Annotated in this window: 20 protein-coding genes; 5 read left to right on the plus strand and 15 right to left on the minus strand. The window is 70.9% G+C overall.

All coding sequences use genetic code 11. The annotated features are described in order from the left end of the window. Positions 1 to 79 precede the first annotated feature (79 nt). Together ABIE45_RS17185 and ABIE45_RS17190 are read left to right on the plus strand one after the other, a co-directional pair. Positions 80 to 274, plus strand: a complete 195-nt coding sequence (locus tag ABIE45_RS17185; protein ID WP_192709980.1) for a DUF1127 domain-containing protein — start codon at positions 80 to 82, stop codon at positions 272 to 274. 87 nt (positions 275 to 361) lie between these two features. Continuing rightward, the gene (locus tag ABIE45_RS17190) at positions 362 to 2,290 is read left to right on the plus strand and encodes an ABC transporter ATP-binding protein/permease (protein ID WP_192709981.1); all 1,929 of its coding nucleotides are present in this window, start codon (positions 362 to 364) and stop codon (positions 2,288 to 2,290) included. Between the two features lie 123 nt (positions 2,291 to 2,413). Here the strand turns inward: ABIE45_RS17190 and ABIE45_RS17195 are convergent, their stop codons facing one another. After that, complete coding sequence (locus ABIE45_RS17195; RefSeq protein ID WP_192709982.1) at positions 2,414 to 3,319, minus strand: NAD(P)-dependent oxidoreductase; 906 nt, start codon at positions 3,317 to 3,319, stop codon at positions 2,414 to 2,416. 563 nt (positions 3,320 to 3,882) lie between these two features. On the opposite strand from ABIE45_RS17195, the gene ABIE45_RS17200 reads away from it, so the two are divergent. The 3 genes from ABIE45_RS17200 (at position 3,883) to mscL (ending at position 6,104) form a co-directional block, all read left to right on the plus strand. Beyond that, a complete protein-coding gene (locus tag ABIE45_RS17200) occupies positions 3,883 to 4,632 on the plus strand; it encodes a phosphatidylserine decarboxylase (RefSeq protein ID WP_210331941.1) in 750 nt (249 codons plus the stop codon). 8 nt (positions 4,633 to 4,640) lie between these two features. Further along, positions 4,641 to 5,486: a phosphatidylcholine/phosphatidylserine synthase gene (locus ABIE45_RS17205; RefSeq protein WP_192709983.1), complete on the plus strand. Its 846-nt coding sequence runs from the start codon at positions 4,641 to 4,643 to the stop codon at positions 5,484 to 5,486. Positions 5,487 to 5,684: 198 nt separating this feature from the next. Next, a complete protein-coding gene (mscL, locus tag ABIE45_RS17210) occupies positions 5,685 to 6,104 on the plus strand; it encodes a large conductance mechanosensitive channel protein MscL (RefSeq protein ID WP_192709984.1) in 420 nt (139 codons plus the stop codon). 4 nt (positions 6,105 to 6,108) lie between these two features. On the opposite strand, the gene ABIE45_RS17215 is transcribed toward mscL, so the two are convergent. The 14 genes from ABIE45_RS17215 to ABIE45_RS17280 all read right to left on the minus strand — a co-directional run bounded on the left by ABIE45_RS17215 (position 6,109) and on the right by ABIE45_RS17280 (position 20,176). Continuing rightward, positions 6,109 to 6,384: a hypothetical protein gene (locus ABIE45_RS17215; protein ID WP_192709985.1), complete on the minus strand. Its 276-nt coding sequence runs from the start codon at positions 6,382 to 6,384 to the stop codon at positions 6,109 to 6,111. A gap of 134 nt (positions 6,385 to 6,518) precedes the next feature. After that, positions 6,519 to 6,932 (minus strand): DUF1236 domain-containing protein, encoded by a 414-nt coding sequence (locus ABIE45_RS17220; RefSeq protein WP_192709986.1) that lies wholly within the window; start codon positions 6,930 to 6,932, stop codon positions 6,519 to 6,521. A gap of 125 nt (positions 6,933 to 7,057) precedes the next feature. Beyond that, positions 7,058 to 7,798 carry a NepR family anti-sigma factor gene (locus ABIE45_RS17225; RefSeq protein WP_192709987.1) on the minus strand — a complete coding sequence of 247 codons (741 nt, stop codon included), beginning with the start codon at positions 7,796 to 7,798 and terminating at the stop codon, positions 7,058 to 7,060. A 162-nt stretch (positions 7,799 to 7,960) separates the two neighbouring features. Continuing rightward, positions 7,961 to 8,746 carry a class II glutamine amidotransferase gene (locus ABIE45_RS17230; protein ID WP_192709988.1) on the minus strand — a complete coding sequence of 262 codons (786 nt, stop codon included), beginning with the start codon at positions 8,744 to 8,746 and terminating at the stop codon, positions 7,961 to 7,963. 79 nt (positions 8,747 to 8,825) lie between these two features. Next, entirely contained in the window at positions 8,826 to 9,137 is a 312-nt protein-coding gene (locus ABIE45_RS17235; protein WP_192709989.1) for an oxidase, read from the minus strand. Position 9,138: 1 nt separating this feature from the next. Continuing rightward, positions 9,139 to 9,798, minus strand: coding sequence for a cytochrome c oxidase subunit 3 (locus tag ABIE45_RS17240; protein WP_192709990.1), 660 nt, complete (start codon positions 9,796 to 9,798; stop codon positions 9,139 to 9,141). Next, complete coding sequence (locus ABIE45_RS17245) at positions 9,795 to 11,471, minus strand: cbb3-type cytochrome c oxidase subunit I (RefSeq protein ID WP_192709991.1); 1,677 nt, start codon at positions 11,469 to 11,471, stop codon at positions 9,795 to 9,797. The genes ABIE45_RS17240 and ABIE45_RS17245 overlap by 4 nt, the downstream gene beginning before the upstream one ends. Continuing rightward, positions 11,468 to 12,457 (minus strand): cytochrome c oxidase subunit II, encoded by a 990-nt coding sequence (coxB, locus tag ABIE45_RS17250; protein WP_192709992.1) that lies wholly within the window; start codon positions 12,455 to 12,457, stop codon positions 11,468 to 11,470. The genes ABIE45_RS17245 and coxB overlap by 4 nt, the downstream gene beginning before the upstream one ends. Beyond that, positions 12,454 to 12,942 carry a hypothetical protein gene (locus ABIE45_RS17255; RefSeq protein ID WP_192709993.1) on the minus strand — a complete coding sequence of 163 codons (489 nt, stop codon included), beginning with the start codon at positions 12,940 to 12,942 and terminating at the stop codon, positions 12,454 to 12,456. Before ABIE45_RS17255 ends, coxB begins: the two co-directional genes overlap by 4 nt. Beyond that, entirely contained in the window at positions 12,939 to 14,000 is a 1,062-nt protein-coding gene (locus tag ABIE45_RS17260; protein ID WP_192709994.1) for a hypothetical protein, read from the minus strand. Before ABIE45_RS17260 ends, ABIE45_RS17255 begins: the two co-directional genes overlap by 4 nt. Further along, positions 13,997 to 14,551 carry a cytochrome c gene (locus ABIE45_RS17265; RefSeq protein ID WP_192709995.1) on the minus strand — a complete coding sequence of 185 codons (555 nt, stop codon included), beginning with the start codon at positions 14,549 to 14,551 and terminating at the stop codon, positions 13,997 to 13,999. Before ABIE45_RS17265 ends, ABIE45_RS17260 begins: the two co-directional genes overlap by 4 nt. Beyond that, the gene (locus tag ABIE45_RS17270; protein WP_192709996.1) at positions 14,548 to 16,545 is read right to left on the minus strand and encodes a quinol:electron acceptor oxidoreductase subunit ActD; all 1,998 of its coding nucleotides are present in this window, start codon (positions 16,543 to 16,545) and stop codon (positions 14,548 to 14,550) included. The genes ABIE45_RS17265 and ABIE45_RS17270 overlap by 4 nt, the downstream gene beginning before the upstream one ends. A 2-nt stretch (positions 16,546 to 16,547) precedes the next feature. Continuing rightward, positions 16,548 to 19,520, minus strand: a complete 2,973-nt coding sequence (locus tag ABIE45_RS17275; RefSeq protein ID WP_192709997.1) for a TAT-variant-translocated molybdopterin oxidoreductase — start codon at positions 19,518 to 19,520, stop codon at positions 16,548 to 16,550. Next, entirely contained in the window at positions 19,517 to 20,176 is a 660-nt protein-coding gene (locus ABIE45_RS17280; protein WP_192709998.1) for a cytochrome c3 family protein, read from the minus strand. Before ABIE45_RS17280 ends, ABIE45_RS17275 begins: the two co-directional genes overlap by 4 nt. Positions 20,177 to 20,273 lie beyond the last annotated feature (97 nt).

The raw sequence follows: 20,273 nt of genomic DNA on the forward strand, positions 1-20,273 counted from the left end.
TGATCCGAGCTATGTATCGGATCAATCCTCCGCCAGCAATCCCGGCCGGACTGCAACCCCTGCCACCGGATCGTCCGCGATGCCCACCGTCACGCTGTCAGCCTCACCCGCTTCCCTCCGCCCCGCCGCGGGCCCGTCCGTGCTCCGGCTCTGGCTGCGCCGGATCCGCACGCGGCGCGCCCTCGCGGCACTCCATCCCGACCAGCTCCGGGATATCGGCCTCGAGCCGTGGGATCTGCGCGCGGAGATCGACAAGCCGTTCTGGCGGGCGTGAGACCGGGACATGCACGCAACGCGGGTGATCCGGCGCGGTCACACGCCTATATGCGGGTCTCGTAACGCTCCTCCCGACAGAACCCGCATGACCGATGACACAGCGCCCGCGGCCGGGCCGAAGATCCCGGCCGAGCGCCCCGGCCTGATCGCCACCTACCGGCGGCTCTGGCCGCATCTCTGGCCCCATGGCCGGCCCGACCTGCAGCGCCGCGTCTTCCTGGCCTTCGGCCTGCTGCTCGCCGCCAAGCTGGTGACCATGGTGACGCCGTTCACCTTCAAGTGGATCACCGACGCGCTGGTCGCGGCGGTCGGCGGCCAAGGGGGCGATCATGCGCCGGTGCCGACGGGTCTGCTCGCCGCGCCGATGCTGCTGATCGCCCTCTACGGCGTGTCGCGGATCGCCATGTCGGCGCTGACCCAGGTGCGCGACGGGCTGTTCGCCAAGGTGGCGATGCACGCGGTGCGGCGGCTGGCGCTCCAGACCTTCGAGCACATGCACCGCCTGTCCCTGCGCTTCCACCTGGAGCGCAAGACCGGCGGCCTGACCCGGGTTCTGGAGCGCGGCCGCGCCGGCATCGAGGAATTGTCGCGCCTGATGGTGCTGACCCTGGTGCCGACCATCGTCGAGTTCGTGCTGGTGCTGGGCGTGCTGGCCTACGAGTTCAGCTGGACCTACGCGGCGACCGCCTTCCTGACGGTCGCGGCCTACCTGGCCTTCACCTACAAGGCGACCGAGTGGCGGATCGCCATCCGCCGCCGGATGAACGCGTCGGATACCGACGCCAACACCAAGGCGGTCGACTCGCTGCTCAACTACGAGACGGTGAAGTATTTCGGCGCGGAGCGTCGGGAGGCTTCCCGCTACGACGAGTCGATGGCCAAGTACGAAAAGGCCTCGACGCAGACCTACGTGTCGCTGGCGGTGCTCAATGCCGGGCAGGCGGTGATCTTCACGCTGGGCATGACCGTGGTGATGTGGCTCGCAGCCCGGGATATCATGGCCGGGCGCACCACGATCGGCGGCTTCGTGCTCGCCAACACCATGCTGGTGCAGCTCTCGATGCCGCTCAACTTCATGGGCATGATCTACCGGGAGATCAAACAGGCGCTGATCGACATCGACGACATGTTCCGCATCCTCGGGCAGAACCCCGAGATCGCCGACCGGCCCGGCGCCGCGCCGCTGGCGGTTGCGGGCGGCACGGTGCGGTTCGAGGACGTGCGCTTCGCCTACAATCCCGAGCGGCCGATCCTGCGGGGCGTCTCCTTCACGATCCAGGCGGGGCAGACCGTGGCGGTGGTCGGGCCCTCGGGGGCCGGCAAGTCGACGCTCTCGCGGCTGCTGTTCCGGTTCTATGAGCCCTCGGCCGGCCGGATCAGCATCGACGGGCAGGACATCGCCGCGGTGACGCAGGCGAGCCTGCGCGCCGCGATCGGCATGGTCCCGCAGGACACGGTGCTGTTCAACGACACGATCGGCTACAACATCCGCTACGGCCGCGCCGACGCCACCGACGCCGAGCTGCGCGAGGCGGCCCGGCTCGCGCAGATCGATGGCTTCGTGTCGAGCCTGCCGGAGGGCTACGACACGCCGGTGGGCGAGCGCGGCCTGAAGCTCTCGGGCGGCGAGAAGCAGCGGGTCGCCATCGCCCGAACAATCCTGAAGGCACCGCCGATCCTGGTGCTCGACGAGGCGACCTCGGCCCTCGATTCCTTCACCGAGGCGGAGATCCAGTCGGCTCTGGACCGGGTCAGCCGCGGCCGCACCACCCTGGTGATCGCCCACCGGCTCTCGACGGTGGTCAACGCCGACGCGATCCTGGTCCTCGACCACGGCCGCATCGTCGAGCGCGGCACCCATGCGGAGCTGCTGGAGACCGGCGGCGTCTACGCGGCGCTCTGGGACCGCCAGCGGGAAGCCGACGCCGCCCTGGAGGTGCTCCAGCGGGCCGATGCCCCTGTTGTGCCGGTGCGCGGGCGCGGCGCCGTGCCGGAGACGGCGGCGGCGGAGTGACGGGAAGGCCAGAGCTGCGCCGCTCCCGCCTCATCGCGACGAGACCCGGAGCGGCGGGTCCGGCTTGCCGGTCAGGCCGCACGTCTACCACCCTATCGGGGACGGCCAGGGTTGGATCCGGCCCTACCGGCCCGATCGCACCCTGACCCCGAGCAGGTCCTCGAACGGCAGCACCATCGCGCCCTTGTCCTTGTCGGCGTGGCCCTGGCGGAGCGCCGTCTGGTAGGTGGCGGTGGCGGCCGACGTGACCGGCATGGGGAAGCCGTTCTCCGCCGCGACCGCCGCGGCGGCGACCAAGTCCTTGTAGGCCGCGCCCAGCGGGTAGCCCTCGTCGAAGCGCCCCTGCAGGATGCGGGGCACGAAATACTGCGACGCGTAGCTCCGGCTCGTCCCGGTGGTGACCACCGCGGCGACCTGATCGGGATCGAGCCCCATGGCGACCGCCATCGGCAGCACCTCGGCGAGCGCCGCGATGTTGATGTCGTAGAGCACGTTGTTGATCGTCTTGGTGAGCTGGCCGGCCCCGACCGGTCCCATGTGGAGGATGCGGGTGCCGATCCGCTCCAGCAGCGGGCGCACCTGCGCGACGGCCTCGGTCTCGCCGCCGCACATGACGGTCAGCGTCGCGGCCTCCGCGCCGGCGGGCGCTCCCGAGACCGGGGCGTCGATGAAGCGCCGCCCGGTCGCCTCCAGGGCCCGGCCGATCGCCACGGCCTTGGCGTGCGCGATGGTGCTGAGATCGACCACGACCGCTCCGGGCGCCAACCGCTCGGCGAGCCGGCCCGCGCCGAGCAGGACCGATTCGACCACGTCGCCGTTCGGCAGGCACAGGAACAGCACCTCGGCGCCGTCGATGGCCGCCGGATCCGCCGTGGCGACGAGGCCCGGCGCGTCGAGGCCGGCGAGGCGCGCCGGATCGGAATCCACCGCGACGATCGTCTCGGCCTCGGAGGCGCGCTTGGCCGCGAGATTGCGGGCGATGGGATGGCCCATGGCGCCGAGACCGAGGAGGGCGATGCGTACGACCATGGCGGTGTCCTTGTTCTAACGCCCGGCCGCCGCACGCTCGAATCGGGGGCGAGAGCCGCGCCAGGATCCGCCCGTCGGCGGGATCGTTCGGCCACCCGTAGGCCTCCGCCACAGCGGCGTCGAGGCGGCTGTGGCAGCCCGCATCGGTGGCTCTCAACCGCCATCGCCCCGGCCGATGCCCTCGGCGCCAAAGGCGCGCGGGACGATGCCGTATGGGGGCGATGCGGCGCCCTTTCGGTTCTGGCCAAGTCATTCCGGGGCGCCGCAGGCGAGCACGGACCCGAAGGGGCACGCCGGAGGCGGGCAATCCACAATCGCCGGCGGTGCAGACCTTGCCGCGTCGGCGTGTCTGGATCCCGGGCTCCGCCGCGCGGCCCCGGGATGACGGGAGGCCTGTAAAGACCCTCCTTGCCTTGCGGCTCCCAGGCATGCGCCCTCGATCTTCGGCGGCGCTGAAGCGGCCCGGAGCCCGGTTCCCTGTCCCAGGCCGCCGACATGCGGGGTCGCCCGCGACCCTTGGAAAGTTGACGGCGGCCCGACGGGCTGCCATCCGCGCGTCCGACCTGTCCGCCAGCCCGCGGCCCCGTGAGTCCGAAAAAACAATGACCGACCTGATCGAGACGATCCGCCGGACGCTCGTGCCGATTCACAAGGAGGGCTATCCCTTCATCCTGATCGGCATCGTGCTGACCGTGCTGGCCGGCTACTTCTCCCAGTTCTTCGGCTGGATCTTCCTGATCCTCACCCTCTGGGTCTGCTACTTCTTCCGCGATCCGGAACGCGTCACCCCCGTGGCGGACGGGCTCGTGGTCTCGCCCGCCGACGGGCGCGTGAACCTCATCGCCACCGTCCTGCCGCCGCCCGAGCTCGATCTGCCGCAGGTGCCGACCTTGCGGGTCTCGGTGTTCATGAACGTGTTCGACTGCCACGTGAACCGGGTGCCGGTGGCGGGCCGGATCGGCCAGATCCACTACACGCCGGGCCTGTTCCTCAACGCCGAGCTCGACAAGGCCAGCGACGACAACGAGCGCAACGGCATGGTCATCGAGACCAGCCATGCCGGCCAGCCGAAGCGCGTCGGCGTGGTGCAGATCGCCGGCCTCGTGGCCCGGCGGATCGTCGGGTTCGTTTCGGCGGGCGACGTGCTCGGCGTCGGCGAGCGGTTCGGGCTGATCCGATTCGGCTCGCGGGTGGACGTCTACCTGCCGGCGGGCGCGACCGTGCTGGTCGGGCTCGGCCAGAAGGCGGTGGCCGGCGAGACGGTCCTGGCCGATCTCGGCGGCGGCCCGGACCGGGTGTTCAAGCGGATCTGAGGCGGACAATGGACGAGCTCTTCCCGCCCTTCGCGCCCGATCCGAACGAGCCGCGCCCGCGCCGGTTCAAGCCGGTGCCGTTCCGGATGATCGCGCCCAACATGATCACCCTGATGGCGCTCTGCCTCGGGCTGACCGCGATCCGGCTCGCCTTCGAGGGCAAGTTCGAGCCCGCGGTGATCGCCGTGGTGGCGGCGGGCGTCCTCGACGGCATCGACGGGCGGGTGGCGCGGCTGCTCAAGGGCACCTCGCGCTTCGGGGCCGAGCTCGACTCGCTCGCCGACTTCGTGAATTTCGGCTGCGCCCCGGCCTTGATCCTCTACGGCTTCGTGCTCTTCCACCTGAAGTCGGTGGGCTGGATCGTCGCGCTGATCTTCGCGATCGCCATGGCGCTGCGGCTCGCCCGCTTCAACGCCATGCTGGACGACCCGAACCGGCCGGACTGGAAGAAGGACTTCTTCGTCGGCATGCCGGCGCCGGCGGGGGCGCTCACCGCGATGCTGCCGCTCTACCTGCACTTCCTCGGGTTCGGCCTGGAGAAGTGGGCCGCGCCGGCGATCCTGATCTACGTCCTGTGCATCGCCCTCATGGTCGTCTCCACGGTGCCGACCTATTCGGGCAAGACCATGGGCAAGCGGGTGCCGCGCAGCCTGGTCCTGCCGATCTTCCTGTTCGGGGTCGCGGCTTTCGGCATCCTGATCAGCTATCCCTTCGAGGCGCTGGTCACGGTGAGTGCCGGCTACCTGCTGACCATCCCGGTCGTCGCCGCCCAGTACCGCCGCCGGGCCAAGGCGGAGCTCGCCGCCGCGACCGGGGAGGGGCCGCCGATGACCAATCCGGCAGACCCAGCCTAGCGGACCGCGCGCCGTCTTTGCGCGCGGATCGAAGCAATCCGGGGCCGCACACCATCGGGCAGCGTCGCGCGGCTGGAGTGCTTCGCCCCCGCGCGCAAAGACGAGAAGCCGTCGACGGTGATGCGGCCGGCCTCATGCTGGACCCTGGCCGTCCCGGCACCGGCCCCTATCTTGGCAGCAATCGGCGGGGGCTGGCGGATGCTCGAAGAATTCAAAAAATTCGCGCTGCGCGGGAACGTGGTCGATCTCGCGGTCGGCGTGATCATCGGCGCGGCCTTCGGGGCCATCGTCAACTCGGCGGTCCAAGACGTCTTCATGCCGGTAATCGGCGCGGCGACCGGGGGGCTCGACTTCCCGAACTACTACATCCCGCTCTCGTCCAAGGTGCAGGCTGGCCTGCCCTACGTGGATGCCAAGAAGCAAGGTGCCGTCATCGGTTACGGGCAGTTCCTGACGCTGACCCTGAACTTCCTGATCGTCGCCTTCGTGCTGTTCCTGGTGATCCGCGCCATGAACAAGCTGCAGCACGCCGAGGCCAAGAAGCCCGACGAGATGCCGGCCGACGTGAAGCTGCTCTCGGAGATCCGCGACCTCCTGGCGACGAAGCCTCGAATCTGAGGGCTCAGCCGGCGCGCTTGTCGGTGTCCTCGGGCCTGACGCCGAACGCGTCGAGGATCTGGTCCAGGGCCTGACCGACGGCGCCGGTGCCTTCCTCGTGAGTCTTCAGGCGCGTCTCGAGCCGGCGGATCTGCGGCTCGAACACCTCCGGCACCGGATCGTCGCCGAGGAAGCGGGGCTTGTCGGCCTCGACGGGCAGGACGCCGCGAAGCTGCTGGCCGAGATGGTCGCGCACGGGCTCGGGCAGCGATTTACTCGGCATGTTGGGATCGTCGTTCATGATCGCCTCACGGGTCGGACCGCCTATCAACGGCCGGACGGATGAAGCGTTGCGCCGACGGCCGCTTCTGGGGGAAGGCCCCCGGAGCGCAGGCTCCGGGGGATTGTGGGCCGGTACTGGACCGGCCCGGGATGTTAGTCGATGACCTCGACGATGCGGTGACCGCGGTCGACCAGCACCGGGCGGTCGTTCACCACGGTGTAGCGGTAGCCCGGCTGCACGCGGTACTCGCTCGGCACGTCGTAGTAGGTCACGCCCGAGGCCGGCAGGGTCGAGCCGACGGCGACGCGGCCGTCATAATCGTACGAGCGGACGTTGCGCTCGCGGACGTAGCTGCGGAAGCGCGGGGCCATGTCGACGCCGAGGATGCCGCCCACCGTGCCGGTGGCCGCACCGACCGCGCCGCCGACGATGCCGCCGATCGGGCCGGCCGCATCGGCACCTGCGGCCGCGCCGCGCTCGGCGCCCGGGATCGTGCCCTGGGCCTGGGCGGCCAGCGGCAGCGACAGGGCGAGGGCCGAGGCGGCGATGAGGGTCTTGAAGGTCATACGGGGTTGCTCCGTTCCGTGGTGTTCCGCCGCGGAGACGCGGCGAAGCTCGGGCCGGTAACGCCCGATCCCCGGTTTCGGATGCATCCTATTTTACAATGCGCCGGCCCGAGGCCGGGGAGCGGCTACGCGTCCTTGGGCATTGCCGACTGGATGAACCGGTCGGAGCCGAGATCCTCCTCGTCGTAGCCCAACAGCTCCGCGAGCCGGCCGCGGGCGCGGCTGACGCGGCTCTTCACGGTGCCGACCTTGCAGCCCATGATCGCCGCGGCCTCCTCGTAGGAGACGCCCTCGGCGCCGACCAGGACCAGGGCCTCGCGCTGGTCCGGCGGCAGCTTGGCCAGCGCCGATTGCAGATCCTCGACGTCGAGCCGGTCGCCCTGGTGCGGGGCGGTGGCGAGGCGGGCGGCATAGGACCCGTCCTGATCCTCGACCTCGCGGACCCGCTTGCGGTGATCCGAGTAGAAGATGTTGCGCAGGATCGTGAACAGCCACGCGTTCAGGTTGGTCCCCGGCTGGAACCGGGCGCGGTGCTGCCAGCCCTTGAGCAGGGTGTCCTGGACGAGGTCGTCCGAGCGGGCCGGATTCGAGGTCAGCGACAGCGCGAAGGCGCGCAGGGACGGAACCGCGGCGAGCAGGCCGTTGCGGAATTCCGGCTCGATCGCCTCGCCGCGGGCCCGGAGCGCCGCCTCGAGCTTCTCGATCAGCTCGGCGAACCGGGACGGCAGCGTCTCCTCGCCGATCCGGTCGTAGACCGTGCGCAGGTGCTCCCCAAGATGCGTCCGGATGCCGGGGGCCAGGTTCGGGCGGCCATCCCGCGTCCCGTCCTCCTGGGACAGGACGGTATCGGTGTCGTCGCGGGTCATGCGTATCGCGCTCGTCAGCTCATCGTGGCTCGACCTGCGGTCCCGAGAAGGTCGAGGCGGAGCGCTTGCCGGCTTGAACCGGGGGGAAGTCCGGCCGATGCGCCCCTGTTACCGGGGTTCTAGCGCATCGGGGGCGGGCATGCACCCTCGGGCAAACTACACTTAAGCTAAGTTGGCCGGCCGCAACAGTCGGATCGCCCCGTCCCGCAGGGTCAGGACGTCGCCGCGGGCGAGGTCGGTCCAGCACTCGTCCCGGGTCAGCGCCTGGGTTGCGATCACCGTCACCACGTCGTGCTCGGTGGTCTCCTCGGAGAAATCCACCTGCCAGTCCTCGTCGATCAGGGTGGCCTTCCCGAAGGGGGCACGGCGGGTGAGATAGCAGAGGCGCTTGCCGCAATGGGCGTAGAGGGTGCGGCTGTCGGTCAGCAGCATGTTGAACACGCCGAGCGCGTGCAGCTCGCCCGCGAGGTCCGCCACCGCCCGGTCGAGGGTCTCGGGCCGGGGCAAGGCTTTGTACCGGGCCTGGAGCCGTCCCAGCATCCAGCAGAAGGCGTGCTCGCTGTCGGTGGACCCGATCGGCATGAAGCCGCCGAGCGGCAGGCGCTTCACGCCCTTGAGCTGGCCGTTATGCGCGAAGGTCCAGCGGCGCCCCCACAATTCCCGGGCGAACGGATGGGTGTTCTCCAGGCTGACCCGGCCGCGATTGGCCTTGCGGACATGGGCGACGACGATCCGGCTCTTGATCGGCATGTCGCGCAGGAGCCGGGCGAGCTGCGAGCGGGCACTCGGCTCCGGCTCGTGGAAGCTGCGGCAGGTGCGGCCGTCGTAGAAGCTGATGCCCCAGCCGTCGGCGTGCGGCCCGGTCTCGCCGCCGCGCCGGGCGAGGCCCGCGAACGAGAAGCGGATGTCGGTCGGCACGTTGGCGCTCATGCCGAGCAGTTCGCACATCGTGTTTCAGCCGGGCTCTGCGGGGAAGCCGCGACGTTTAGGAGTGTTCCGCGATCCCGACAACGGCTTTCGCGCCGGCTCAGCGGGCGAGATAGTCGGTCAGTGTCATGCCGACCAAGATGGCGACCCAGAAGAAGCCGAGTCCCGCGAACAGCCGGATCAGCGGCGGCTCGTGGATCACCTCCATGGAGACGAGGAGGATCAGCGCCACCATCACGGCGACGACGGCGAGCTCGACGATCCAGACCTGCGCGAAGGGGAGGGTGGCGCCGAGAGTCACGTTGACGGCGAGCAGGGCGAGCAGCGCCAGGAAGGTGAGCACCGGGGTGCGCAGGCGCTTCCGGAGCAGGGCGCGGTCGTCGGCGCTCAAGGTCGCGAGGGGGCTCCGCATCCTACCGGTTCACCACGTAGAGGATCGGGAAGGCCAGGATCCAGACCAGATCGATGAAGTGCCAGTACAGGCCGTAGACCTCGATCCAGTTCTGGTGGCGCGACAGGAACCCGGCCTTGGCAGCCATCCAGGTCATGCCGAGCAGGAGCGCGATGCCGGTGAACAGGTGCAGCGCGTGGAGCAGCGTCGCGACGTAGTAGAGGTTCACGAACAGCCGCGCCGCTGGTGTCTCGGCGAGGGCGAACGGCCGGTTGCTGAGGAACGGCATCATGTGCTCGTCCCAGTCGGCGTAGTACTCGTAGCCCTTCAGCACGAGGAACAGGCCGCCGAGCGCCGCGGTCGCCAGCATCGCCCGGACCATGGCGCGCTGCCAGCCCATGCGCGAGAACTCGATCGCCATCGACATGGTGAGCGAGGAGCAGATCAGCACCACGGTGTTGGTGGCACCGATCCAGAACTTGAGGTGCTTGGCGGCCGCGACCGTCGCCTCGGGGTGCTGGATCCGGGTGATCAGCGCCACCAGGAAGAGCGCCGAGAACAGGAGCAGCTCGGTGATCAGCCACGCCCAGATGCCGAGCGTCGCCGCCTCGCGCTGCTGCGCGACGGTCTCGAAATGCTCGGCGCGGGCGACCCCGACGCCGTCGGCCAGCCGCTCGCTCATCCGTGCTGGTCCCGGGATTCCTGAGCCTGGATCGGGTAGTCGTAGGGGATGCGCGGCACCTCGGGCGGGGACAGGAAATTGTGCGTCGGCGGCGGGGACGACGTCTCCCACTCGAGCCCCTTCGCGTTCCACGGGTTCGCGGGTGCCTTGCGCCCGAACCACAGGGAATAGACGAGGTAGAGCATCGGGAAGATGTAGCCCGCCGCCAGGATCGTGGCGCCCGCCGACGACAGGACGTTGAGGAGCTGGAACTCGGCCGGGTAGGTCGCGTAGCGCCGCGGCATCCCGAGGTAGCCCAGGATGAACTGCGGGAAGAAGGTCACGTTGAAGCCGAGGAAAATCAGCAGCGCCGAGACCCGACCCCAGGGCTCGCTGTACATCCGGCCGGTGAATTTGGGCCACCAGAAGTGCAGGCCGCCGAGGAAGGCCAGCACCGTGCCGCCGACCATGATGTAGTGGAAATGCGCGACCACGAAGTAGGTCGCGTGGATGTGCTGGTTGATGGCGAGCGTCGCGAGGTAGAGGCCGGTGAGGCCGCCGAGCACGAACAGGCCGATATAGCCCATCGCGTAGAGCATCGGCGTGTCGAGGCGGAGCGCGCCCTTATGGATCGTGGCGGTCCAGTTGTAGACCTTCACGGCCGAGGGCACCGCGACCGCGAAGGACAGCGCCGAGAACACCAGCGAGGCCAGGTCGCTCTGGCCGTTGACGAACATGTGGTGGCCCCAGACGAAGAAGGTCACCGAGGCCAGCCCGATCGACGCGTAGGCGACGAAACGGTAGCCGAACAGCTTCTTCTGCGCGAAGGCCGGGACGATCTCGGAGATCACCCCCATGCCGGGTAGGACCATGATGTACACGGCCGGGTGCGAGTAGAACCAGAACAGGTGCTGGAACAGCACCGGGTCGCCGCCATAGGCCGGATCGAACACGCCGATATGGAACGCGCGCTCCGCGATCAACAGGATCAGCGCGGTGGTGATGACGGGTGTGGCGAGCAGGAAGATCAGGCTGGTGGCGTAGTGCGCCCAGACGAAGATCGGCAGCTTGAACCACGTCATGCCGGGCGCCCGCATGGTGTGGATCGTGACCACGAAGTTGAGCCCGGTCAGGATCGACGAGAAGCCCACGATGGTCACGCCGATCAGCGCCGGCAGGACCCAGGTGTTCGAGAAGGCCGTCGAGAGCGGAGCGTAGAAGGTCCAGCCGGTATCGACCCCGCCCAGCACCACCGAGACCAGGGTGAACAGGGCGCCGGCCATGAACACGTACCAGCTGGTCAGGTTGAGCTTCGGGAAGGCCAGGTCCTTGGCCCCGATCATCAGCGGGATCAGGAAATTGCCGAAGGTCGCGGGGATCGACGGGATCAGGAAGAACCAGACCATCACCACCCCGTGGATGGTGAAGGCCTTGTTGTAGGTGTCGTTGGTCATGATCGCGCCGTTCGGCACGATCAGCGCGAGGCGCACCACGCCCGCCGCCAGGGCGCCGATCACGAAGAAGCCGGTGATCGACGCGAGGTAGAGGAGCGCGATGCGCTTGTGGTCGGTGGTGAGGAACCACGAGCGCAGGGTCGATTCCGCGTGCAGGTAATCGGCCTTGCGCCCGATCGTCGATTCCGGGGCGTGGGGTTCGCGGCGGGCGGTGCCGCCGATGCTGCCCGATGCGCTCATCGTGTCGCTCCCGGCGGCGTCGCGTCCGCGGCCTTGCCGGCGGCCGGGGCCGCGTAGGATTTCAGGAAATCGATCAGCGTGCCGAGCTCGTCCGCCGGGATCCGGCCGGCGAAGCTCGGCATCACCTGCTTGCCGCCGCCGGCGAGCCGGTCGCCGTTCGGGTTCAGGATCTTCTCGCGCAACCACCCCTCGTCGGCCGTGACGGTGCGGCCGTCGGCGAGCTTCACTTGGCTGCCGTAGAGGCCCGCGAGGCTCGGCGCCTTCACGGCCGAGCCGGGCTCGTGGCACCCGGCGCAGCCATAGGCCTCGTAGAGGGCGCGCCCGGCCGCGACCTTGCCCTGCTGCGCGCCGGCATGGGTCAGCCAGTCCTGGTAGTCGCCGGGGTTCATGAACGTGACCTCGCCGCCCATCACCGAATGGTCGGTGCCGCAATATTCCGAGCAGTAGAGGTGGTAGGTGCCAACCTTGTCGGCCTTGAACCACAGGTCGGTGTAGCGGTCGGGCAGGGCCGCCACCTGCATCCGCACGGCCGGCAGATAGAGGGCGTGGATCACGTCCTGGCTGATGATGTGCAGGCGGATCGGCTGGCCGATCGGCAGGTGCAGGTTGTTGATCTCGGACTGGCCGGTCGGGTGCTGGAACTTCCACATCCATTGCCGGCCGATCGCCTCGACCACCATGGCGTCGGGGGGCGGGTTCTTCGAGTGGACGTACAGCCGCGCGCCCCAGACGAAGAAGATCAGCGTCAGCAGGAACGGGATCAGCATCCAGCTGATCTCGATGAGGTTCGAACGGATGCCGGACGGGCTCCGGTTCGCCTCCGAGCCCTCGCGGTAGCGCACGGCGAAGTAGGTGATCGCCACGAAGACCGGCACGGTCAGCAGCAGCGTCAGCACCGTGAAGGCCAGGATGAGCAGGTCCGTTTCGGTCGCGGTGGCGGAGACCGCGGCGGGCCAGAGCTGGAGGGAATCGTGGCTCGGCGTCATCGCGCAGCGGGCTCCGCCGGTTCGAGGGAGCGGCCGACGGTCAGGTCCATGGCGCGCCCGATCGGGATGCGGGCGCGGGTGCGGGCCTCGTCCCGGTAGCCGTAGCCGGCGAGGTGCCCCTCGGTCGCGGCCCGCTCGCGGTCGAGATCGGCGAAAGGATCGGCCTGCAGGTTCGGCGGCGGCGGCGCCAGCCGCGTCGTCTGCTGGGGCGTCAGGGCGGGCAATGCCCGGCGCTGGCTCGCCGCGAAGGTGGTCATCATCCAGACCATCGTGCCGACGATCGCCAGCACAGTGAGCGCGAGGCCCGCCATCACCATCACGGTGTTGCGGACGTTGACGTCGCGCGTCTCGTGGCCGGGATCGTTCGGATCGCGCTGGGTGTTGGCCGCCGGACGCGGCGGGCGCCCGTTCAGCAGGCTGCTCCCGCGCAAAGTCAGCCCGGCGAGGATGGCGGGGATCAGCCCGGAAGGTCCATTCGCGCTCATGCCGGCCTCCCGGCGCGGCGGGCGGCGGAGGCCGCGCGGTCGGCGCGCGGACGCATCAGGGGGCGCAGCGCGGCCGCGAGGCAGGACACGGCGCCGGCGGCCAGCACGTCGCTCGGCCGGAGGACGAAGCGGTCGCGCACCGCCGGGGTGACCAGCCAGAACATCTCCAGGGCGTGGACGGCGAGGGCCGCGCCGGCCAGGATCCGGGTGGTCGGGCGCCCGGGCCGGAGGGTCGCGAGCCCGGCCAGCACCACGACCGCGCCAGCCACGATCGCCAGCGCCCGCCCGACCCAGCCGCCGCGGGCGAAGTACCACGCCACCTCGGGCGGCAGGTTGGCCGACCAGACGATCAGGAACTGCACGAAGTGCAGGTAGGCCCAGAGGGCGAGGAGCACGACCAGGGGCACCAGCCGGCCCCGTCCGGGCGCGGTGCGGCCGCGGCCCACGGGCTCCGGCTCCTCCCAGGCCAGCAGGATCGCCGCCGCGAAAGCGAGGCCGCTCCACGCCGTCATCACCAGGAGACCCAGGAGTGTGGAGTCGAGCCGCGGATCCAGGGAGGCGACGACGTCGGTGACGAACAGCGTGCCGATGACCGCGTGCAGCCCCACCGCCGGCACGGTCCGCCCCTCGCCGGGCGCCTCGAACGGGCGGGCGAAGCGCAGCGCCAGCCAGGTCCAGGCCGCGAGGTAGACGATCACCCGGATCACGAAGAACGGCATCGTGAACCACAGGGCGGCGAGCGGCGTGCGCGCCGGGCCGCTCGCCCAGGGATAGAGCAGGGGCGCGGCGGCCAGGAGCGGCAGCGCCAGCACGGCCGCAACCGGCATCAGCGCCGTCAGCCGGCGCAGACCCGCCAGCATCTCGATGCCGCCGCGCTCGCGGACCCGCTTGCCGAAGCGCTCGGCGACGATGACCACCGGCAGGGCGCCGACCGGCAGGGCGAGGAGGACGAGCCACGCCGCGAGATACGAGGCCGCGGCCCCGCGCCAGCCGCCCGCGATCAGGCAGACGGCCAGGAAGACGAGGCCGGCGAGGCCGAGCAGGGCGGGGCGACTCACGGCGTCGCCTCCAGCCGCGCGCGATCCGCCGCCGGCAGGCTCGCCACCGGGGCGTCCTGGCTGAGCTGGAGAGCGCGGACATAGGCGACGATCGCCCAACGGTCGGTGGAGGGGATCATCTGGGCCATGCCGAACATCGCCTTCCGGCCGTTCGAGATCGCGTCGTAGAGGTCGGACGCGGAGGCCGCGCGCACGGGCCCCGCGGTGAGGTCGCCGGCGTGCGGGAAGCCCCGGGCCACGATCATCCCGGCGCCGCAGCCGTCCTGCCCGTGGCAGGGGGTGCAGAACACCCCGTAGCGCTCGCGGCCCTGGTCGAGCAGCGCCCGGCTGATCGTCTGCGGCTGCGGCGCCGCGCGGGCCGGATCGAGCCGCGGCACGGTGCCGGCCACCGGCTGGCGCATGGTGATCTCGCGGGGGAAGAACGGGTTCTTGTCCCAGGTCTTGGCCCGGGCCTGATCGGCCATGTCGGCCTCGCCGCAAGCCGCCAGGGGTGCGAGGGCCAGACAGGCCAGGAGGGCGCGCGGCCCGGTGCGCGGAGCGGCGCGCCTCATCGCGGGATCCGCCGGATCTCGAGGGGGCGACCGGCCTCGGCCGGAAGGGACGCGAGCCGCCGCTCGATCCGCGCCGCGTCGAACCGGTCGCCCCGCGCCTCCGCGGAGAGGAAGAACCGGTCCTCCGAGGCCCGCAGGAAGCCCGGGATGTTGAAGGCCGGGTGGTTCAGGCGGGGCAGCCGGTTGAGCACGAGGAGCGCGAGGTGGATCGCCACGCAGCCCGCCATCATCGCGAAGGAGACGCTGGGGACCACGAAGGAGGGCCAGGACAGGCGTGGGCGGCCGCCGATCAGGAACACGTAGTCGTAGGCCGTGGCGTAGACGCATAGCGCGAAGAAGCCGAAGCCGCCGAGCAGGGCCCCGGCGAGGGCGTAGGGCAGGATCGAGCGCCCCTCCAGGCCAAGGGGCCGCAGGGTACGGGGCATCGGCACCGGGCCGTGCCCGTCGAGATGGACCTGATCCGGGCTGATCCCGGAGACCGCCTGGAGGGCGGCGGCGAGGTCGCCCTGGCTCGCGAAGGTCGCCGACACGCCCCACAGGGGCGCGGTGACCGGGTTCTCCTCCGGGCGGCCCGTGGCCCGGGACGCCGCCATCCGGGCGGCCTCCTGGGCGGCCGGCGACACCGTCAGGGCGAGGCGGCGGCTCTCGACGATCGAGACGGCCGGCAGGTAGCGCAGGAACAGGAGCAGCAGGGTCAGGAACAGCCCGATCGAGCCCGCGAAGGTGGCGATGCCCCAGATATCGGTCGTGTAGGGCAGCCTCGAGGAGGGCAGGAAGTCCTGGGTCAGGGTGACGACCAGGACCATGACGTGGTCGGCATAGGCGCCGATCGCCACGAGGAGACCGACCGTCGCGATCGCCAGCGGCGCCGTGCGGGCCCGGGCGGACCACAGGATCTGCGCGGGCAGGACGAGGCACAGGATCGCCGTCCAGGATACCAGCGCGTGGTCGCCGGTCATGCGCCGGACCAGGACGCCACGCCCCTCGGCGTCGCCGTTGAGGAAGGTGTCGAAATACTCGGCCGCGTAGCAATAGGCGCTGGCGCAGCCGAGGCAGAGCAGCAGCCGCCCGAGCACGTCGAGATGGCGGTCGGTCACCAGGGCGTCGAGACCGTAGACGAGGCGGATCAGCATCACGATCACCGCCGTGACGCCGACGCCCGAATAGACCGCGTTGACCAGGAAGCTCACCGGCAAGAGCGTGCTGTGCCAGCCGGGCATCAGCGAGCCCGCCAGCATCACCGAGGCCCCGGTCTGGACCGAGACCACCAGCAGCACGCCGAGCAGCGCCACCGTCCGGTAGGCCTGGACCCAGATCTGCCAGTGGGCGGCCGAACCGCGCCAGCCCGAGGCGAGGATGCCGTAGACCTGCGCGCGCAGCCGGGCGAGCCTGCGGGTCGGCGCCTTCACGTCGAACTGGTGGAGAGCCTCGCTGTGGGCCCGGTCGCGCAGCGTCGCGAGGTCCGGCAGCAGGCCGATGAACCAGAGGCTCACACAGATCACCAGGAACGACACGATGTCGATCGCGTCCCAGAGCAGCGGCGAGCGGAACTGCGGCCAGAGATTGTAGGTGTTGGGGTAGGGCAGGTTCCAGAAGAAGAACCACGGCCGCCCGAGATGGATGATCGGGTAGAGCCCGGCGGCCGCGGTGGCCAGCAGCGCCAGGGTTTCGGCGACGCGGTTCACCGCCCCGCGCCACTCCGCGCCGAGAAGGAGCAGGATCGCCGAGACCAGCAGGCTGCCGGAGGCGACGCCGATCCACCAATCGTAGCTCGCGATGTCCAGCGCCCAGACGACCGCGTTGTTGTTGGCCCAGATCCCGGGGCCGGCGTAGAGCAGGTAGCCGAGGGTGAGGGCGAACAGGCCGAGGAGCGAAGCCGCGCCCGCGAAGGCGATCCACCAGCGCCGATTGCCGGGATGCGTCAGCGGGATCTCCGCGACCGCGCCGCCGATGCCCGGGAGGGTCGCGTCGGGCCGGATCAGGGCGCCGGACATGCTCAGCCCTCCCGTCCGTTGGGATCGGCGGCGGGGGCGAGCCCGGCGAGGTAGGTGGTGCGCGGCCGCGTGTTGAGATGCCCGAGGAGCGCGTATTCCCGCGTGTCCCGGCGGGCGGCCGAGACCGCGCTCCCCGGGTCGGCGACGTTGCCGAAGGTGATCGCCCGGGTCGGGCAGGCGCCCTGGCAGGCGGTCTCGACGGTCCCGTCGGGGATCGGCGCGTGCGCGTCCTTGGCGGATGTGATCCGCGCCGCCGTGATGCGCTGGATGCAGTAGGTGCACTTCTCCATCACGCCGCGGGACCGGACCGTGACCTCGGGATTGCGCTGCTGCTGCTCCACCGGGGTCATGCCGCCGGTATAGTCGAGGTAGTTGAAGCGCCGGACCTTGTAGGGGCAGTAGCTCTGGCAGGTCCGGGTGCCGACGCAGCGATTGTAGACCTGCAGGTTCAGGCCCTCGCTGTCGTGGAGCGTCGCCTCGACGGGGCAGCCCAACTCGCAGGGCGCCTGCTCGCAATGCATGCAGGGCACCGGCTGGAAATGCGTGGTCGGCGCGTCGAGGTCGCCCGCGTAGTAGCGGTCGATCCGCAGCCAGCCCATCCAGCGGCCGAGCGCGACCTCCTCGCGTCCGACCACCGGGATGTTGTTCTCCGCCTGGCAGGCGGTGACGCAGGCGTTGCAGCCGATGCAGGCGTCGAGGTCGATGGCCATGCCCCATTGCGCCGCGACCCATCGGTCCTGGCTCTCCGGGGGCGGGTAGAACGAGGCCGGCGTCGGCTTGCCCTTCGGGTCGCCCGCGGGCGCCGCGCCCAGGGTCTGCACGCGCACGAGGTCCTGCCCCTCCATCGTGCCGAGGTGCTGGGTGGTCACCGGCTTGCGCTGCCGGCCGGTCTTCGTCAGGCGGGCGCCGGCGAGCCGCCAGGTCGAACCCGCCGGGCGCAGGGGCGCGGAATCGTAACCGAGGCCGCGGGCGAGGTGGTCCGGCACGTCGCGGCCGTAGCCCAGGGTGAGGGTGACGGTGTCGTCGGCCTGGCCGGGCAGGATCCAGGCCGGCCCCTCGACGGCGCGGCCGTCGGCGTCGATCCGCAGGATGTCGCCCGTGGCGATCCCCTCGCGCTCGGCGAGGCGCGGGCTGACCGCGACCACGTTCTCCCAGACCACCTTGGTCAGGGGCTTCGGGAGTTCCTGCAGCCATGCGAGGTCGGCGTGGGTGCCGTCCCAGATCGTCGGATCGGGACGGAACAGGACCTCGACCCCGTCGGCAGGGGCGGGGGATGGAGCGGCCGCGGGGGCCGCGGCCTGCGTCAGCGCGACGGTCTCGGCCGGGCGCGCGCTGCCCACCCAGAAGCCGAGGCGCAGGGCTTCCGTGAAGCGGACTTCGAAAGCCGCCTCGTCCTCGCCGGCGCTCCGCGCCTGCGCCTTGAGGAGGCCCAGGGCGTCCTGGCCGCTCTCCCCGCCCTCGCCGCCGGCCAGGAAGGCCAGCATCTCCGGCAGCGTCCGGCCGTTGTACAGGGGGGCGACGGTCGGCTGGATCAGCCCCACCGTCCCGTCGAGGGACCGGATGTCGCCCCAGGATTCCAGCGGGTGGGCGGCGGGCAGGTGCCAGTCGGCATGCGCGCCGGTCTCGTCGTAGTAGAGCCCCGCGTGGATCTTGAGCGGCACGCGCCCCATCCGGGCGGCGAAATCGAGGGCGCCCGGCGCCTCGTAGACCGGGTTGGCGCCGAGCACGACGAGCGCCTTGACGGCGCCCCGATCCATCGCTTCCGCGAGCTCCGCGAGCGTCCCGGCGCCGGTCTCAACCGCGGGCGCCGTGTGGACCAGGGTCGTGCCGGTATTGCCGAGGGCGCCGTTGAGACGGTGGACCAGGGCGTGCAGCTCCGGACTCGCGGTCAGGCCGGCCGTGACGATGCCGGCGCCCCGGGCTTGGTCGAGCGCCGTCCCGGCATTCCGCGTCCAGCGCGCGACGGGATCGTCGCCTGCGGGGGCCGCGCCGCCCGCGGCCAGGGCGAGCAGGGCTTGGGCGAGGTCCTCGAGCCGGCCGGCCGGGACCACGAGGCCGCGATCCGCCTTGGCGCTGGTGAGCGTCGGGGTCGGCGCCGCCGCGTGGAGGGTGAGGAGGCGGCCCTCGGCGTAGGCCGCGCGCCGCGCTTCGCTCCAGCGCCGCGACAGGCCGATCTGGCCGGGCCCGAGGTCCAGAAAATCGCCGTCCAGCGCCACGATCGTGCGGGCGCGGCCGAAATCCGGGATCGTCTCCAAAGGCCGGCCGTAGGCTTGGCGGGCGCCCTCGTAGATCCCGCTGCGATCGGCGCCGGCGCCGGTGTACCAGCGCAGAGCCGGGTAGGCGGCCCGCAGCCGCGCGATCTGCGCGGCCACGCCCGGCGAGGTCACCGGGCCGGTGAGCAGGGCGAGACCCTCGCCCCGGCTCTCGCGCCAGCCCGGCATCCGCGCCTGCAGGTCCGCCCGGAACGCCGCCCAGGAACTCGGCCGGCCGAGATGCTGCACCGCCTGGGAGCGGAACGGATCGTAGAGCCCGAGGACCGAGGCCTGGGCCAGCACGTCGGTCCCGCCCCGGCTCCAGGGATGCTCGGGGTTGCCCTCGATCTTCAGGGGGCGGCCATTGCGGGTGGTGACCAGGATGCCGTTGCCGAAGCCGTCGAACACCGCCGACGAGGCGTAGGACAGGTCCGTGCCGGGCACGATCCGCTCGGGCTGGTTGACGTAGGGCACCTCGTAGTCGCGGCCGCTGCCCCCGCCGCAGGCGGTGAGGCCGCCCAGCGCGAAGGAGGCGGCCATCAGCTTCAGGAAGCCGCGCCGCTCCAGGGCGGCGGCGAGCCGGGACGCCGACGGGAACTCGGCCGCCAGATAGGCGCGGAACTCGGGGCTGTCGGCCACGGCGTCGAGGCTGCGCCAGAAGCGCGGTCCGTCGCCGCCGGCGAGTTTTTCGCGCAGGGCCGCGATGTCGGGGGCGCCGGTCATCGGTGGCAGATCCCGCATTCGGTCAGCCGCTCCCCGCCGCGGATATGGTACTGGGCCACGAGCTTCGGGCCCAGGGTCGCCTGGTCGGCCGGCGGCGTCCAGGTCATGTTCCAGACCTGATCCGGCGTGCGGACGTACTTCTCCGGGGCCCGGTGGCAGTCGAGGCAGAACTGCATCTCGAAGGCGTTGGCCCGGTAGGTCATCTGCATCGACGTGACGTCGCCGTGGCAGGTCGAGCAGCCGATCCCCTTCGTCACGTGGACGGAGTGGTTGTAGTAGACGTATTGCGGCAGCTTGTTCAGCCGCTTCCACTCCAGCGGCTTGTCCTGCGCGTAGCTGTCGCGCACCGGCTTGAGCATCTCGGAGCCGGTCCAGATCTGCGAGTGGCAGGTCATGCAGGTGTGGGTCGGCGGGATGCCGGCGGTGGCTTCCCGGTCGACCGTGGTGTGGCAGTAGCGGCACTGGATGCCGAGTTCGCCGGAATGGTGCTTGTGGCTGAACGGCAGCGGCTGGGCCGGCGCGACCCCGACGCCCGTGACGTAGTTCGAGCGCACGATCCCGGCCGCCAGGACCGGCAGACCGACGAGGCAGGCCACGCCGGTCATCAGGGCGAGGCGGTAGAGCGCGTCGGCGCCGGGGGTGAACAGCTGCGCCATCAGGCGCCCCCGCGCGTCGCGTCGGTCCGGCGCCGCCCGTTCTGCTCTGCCCCTCGCCGCAAGCGTCGCCCCACCCTCTGCCCCCGGCCGAAACTCA

Origin of the sequence: Methylobacterium sp. OAE515 (assembly GCF_041806315.1) — a bacterium.
GTDB lineage: Bacteria > Pseudomonadota > Alphaproteobacteria > Rhizobiales > Beijerinckiaceae > Methylobacterium > Methylobacterium tardum.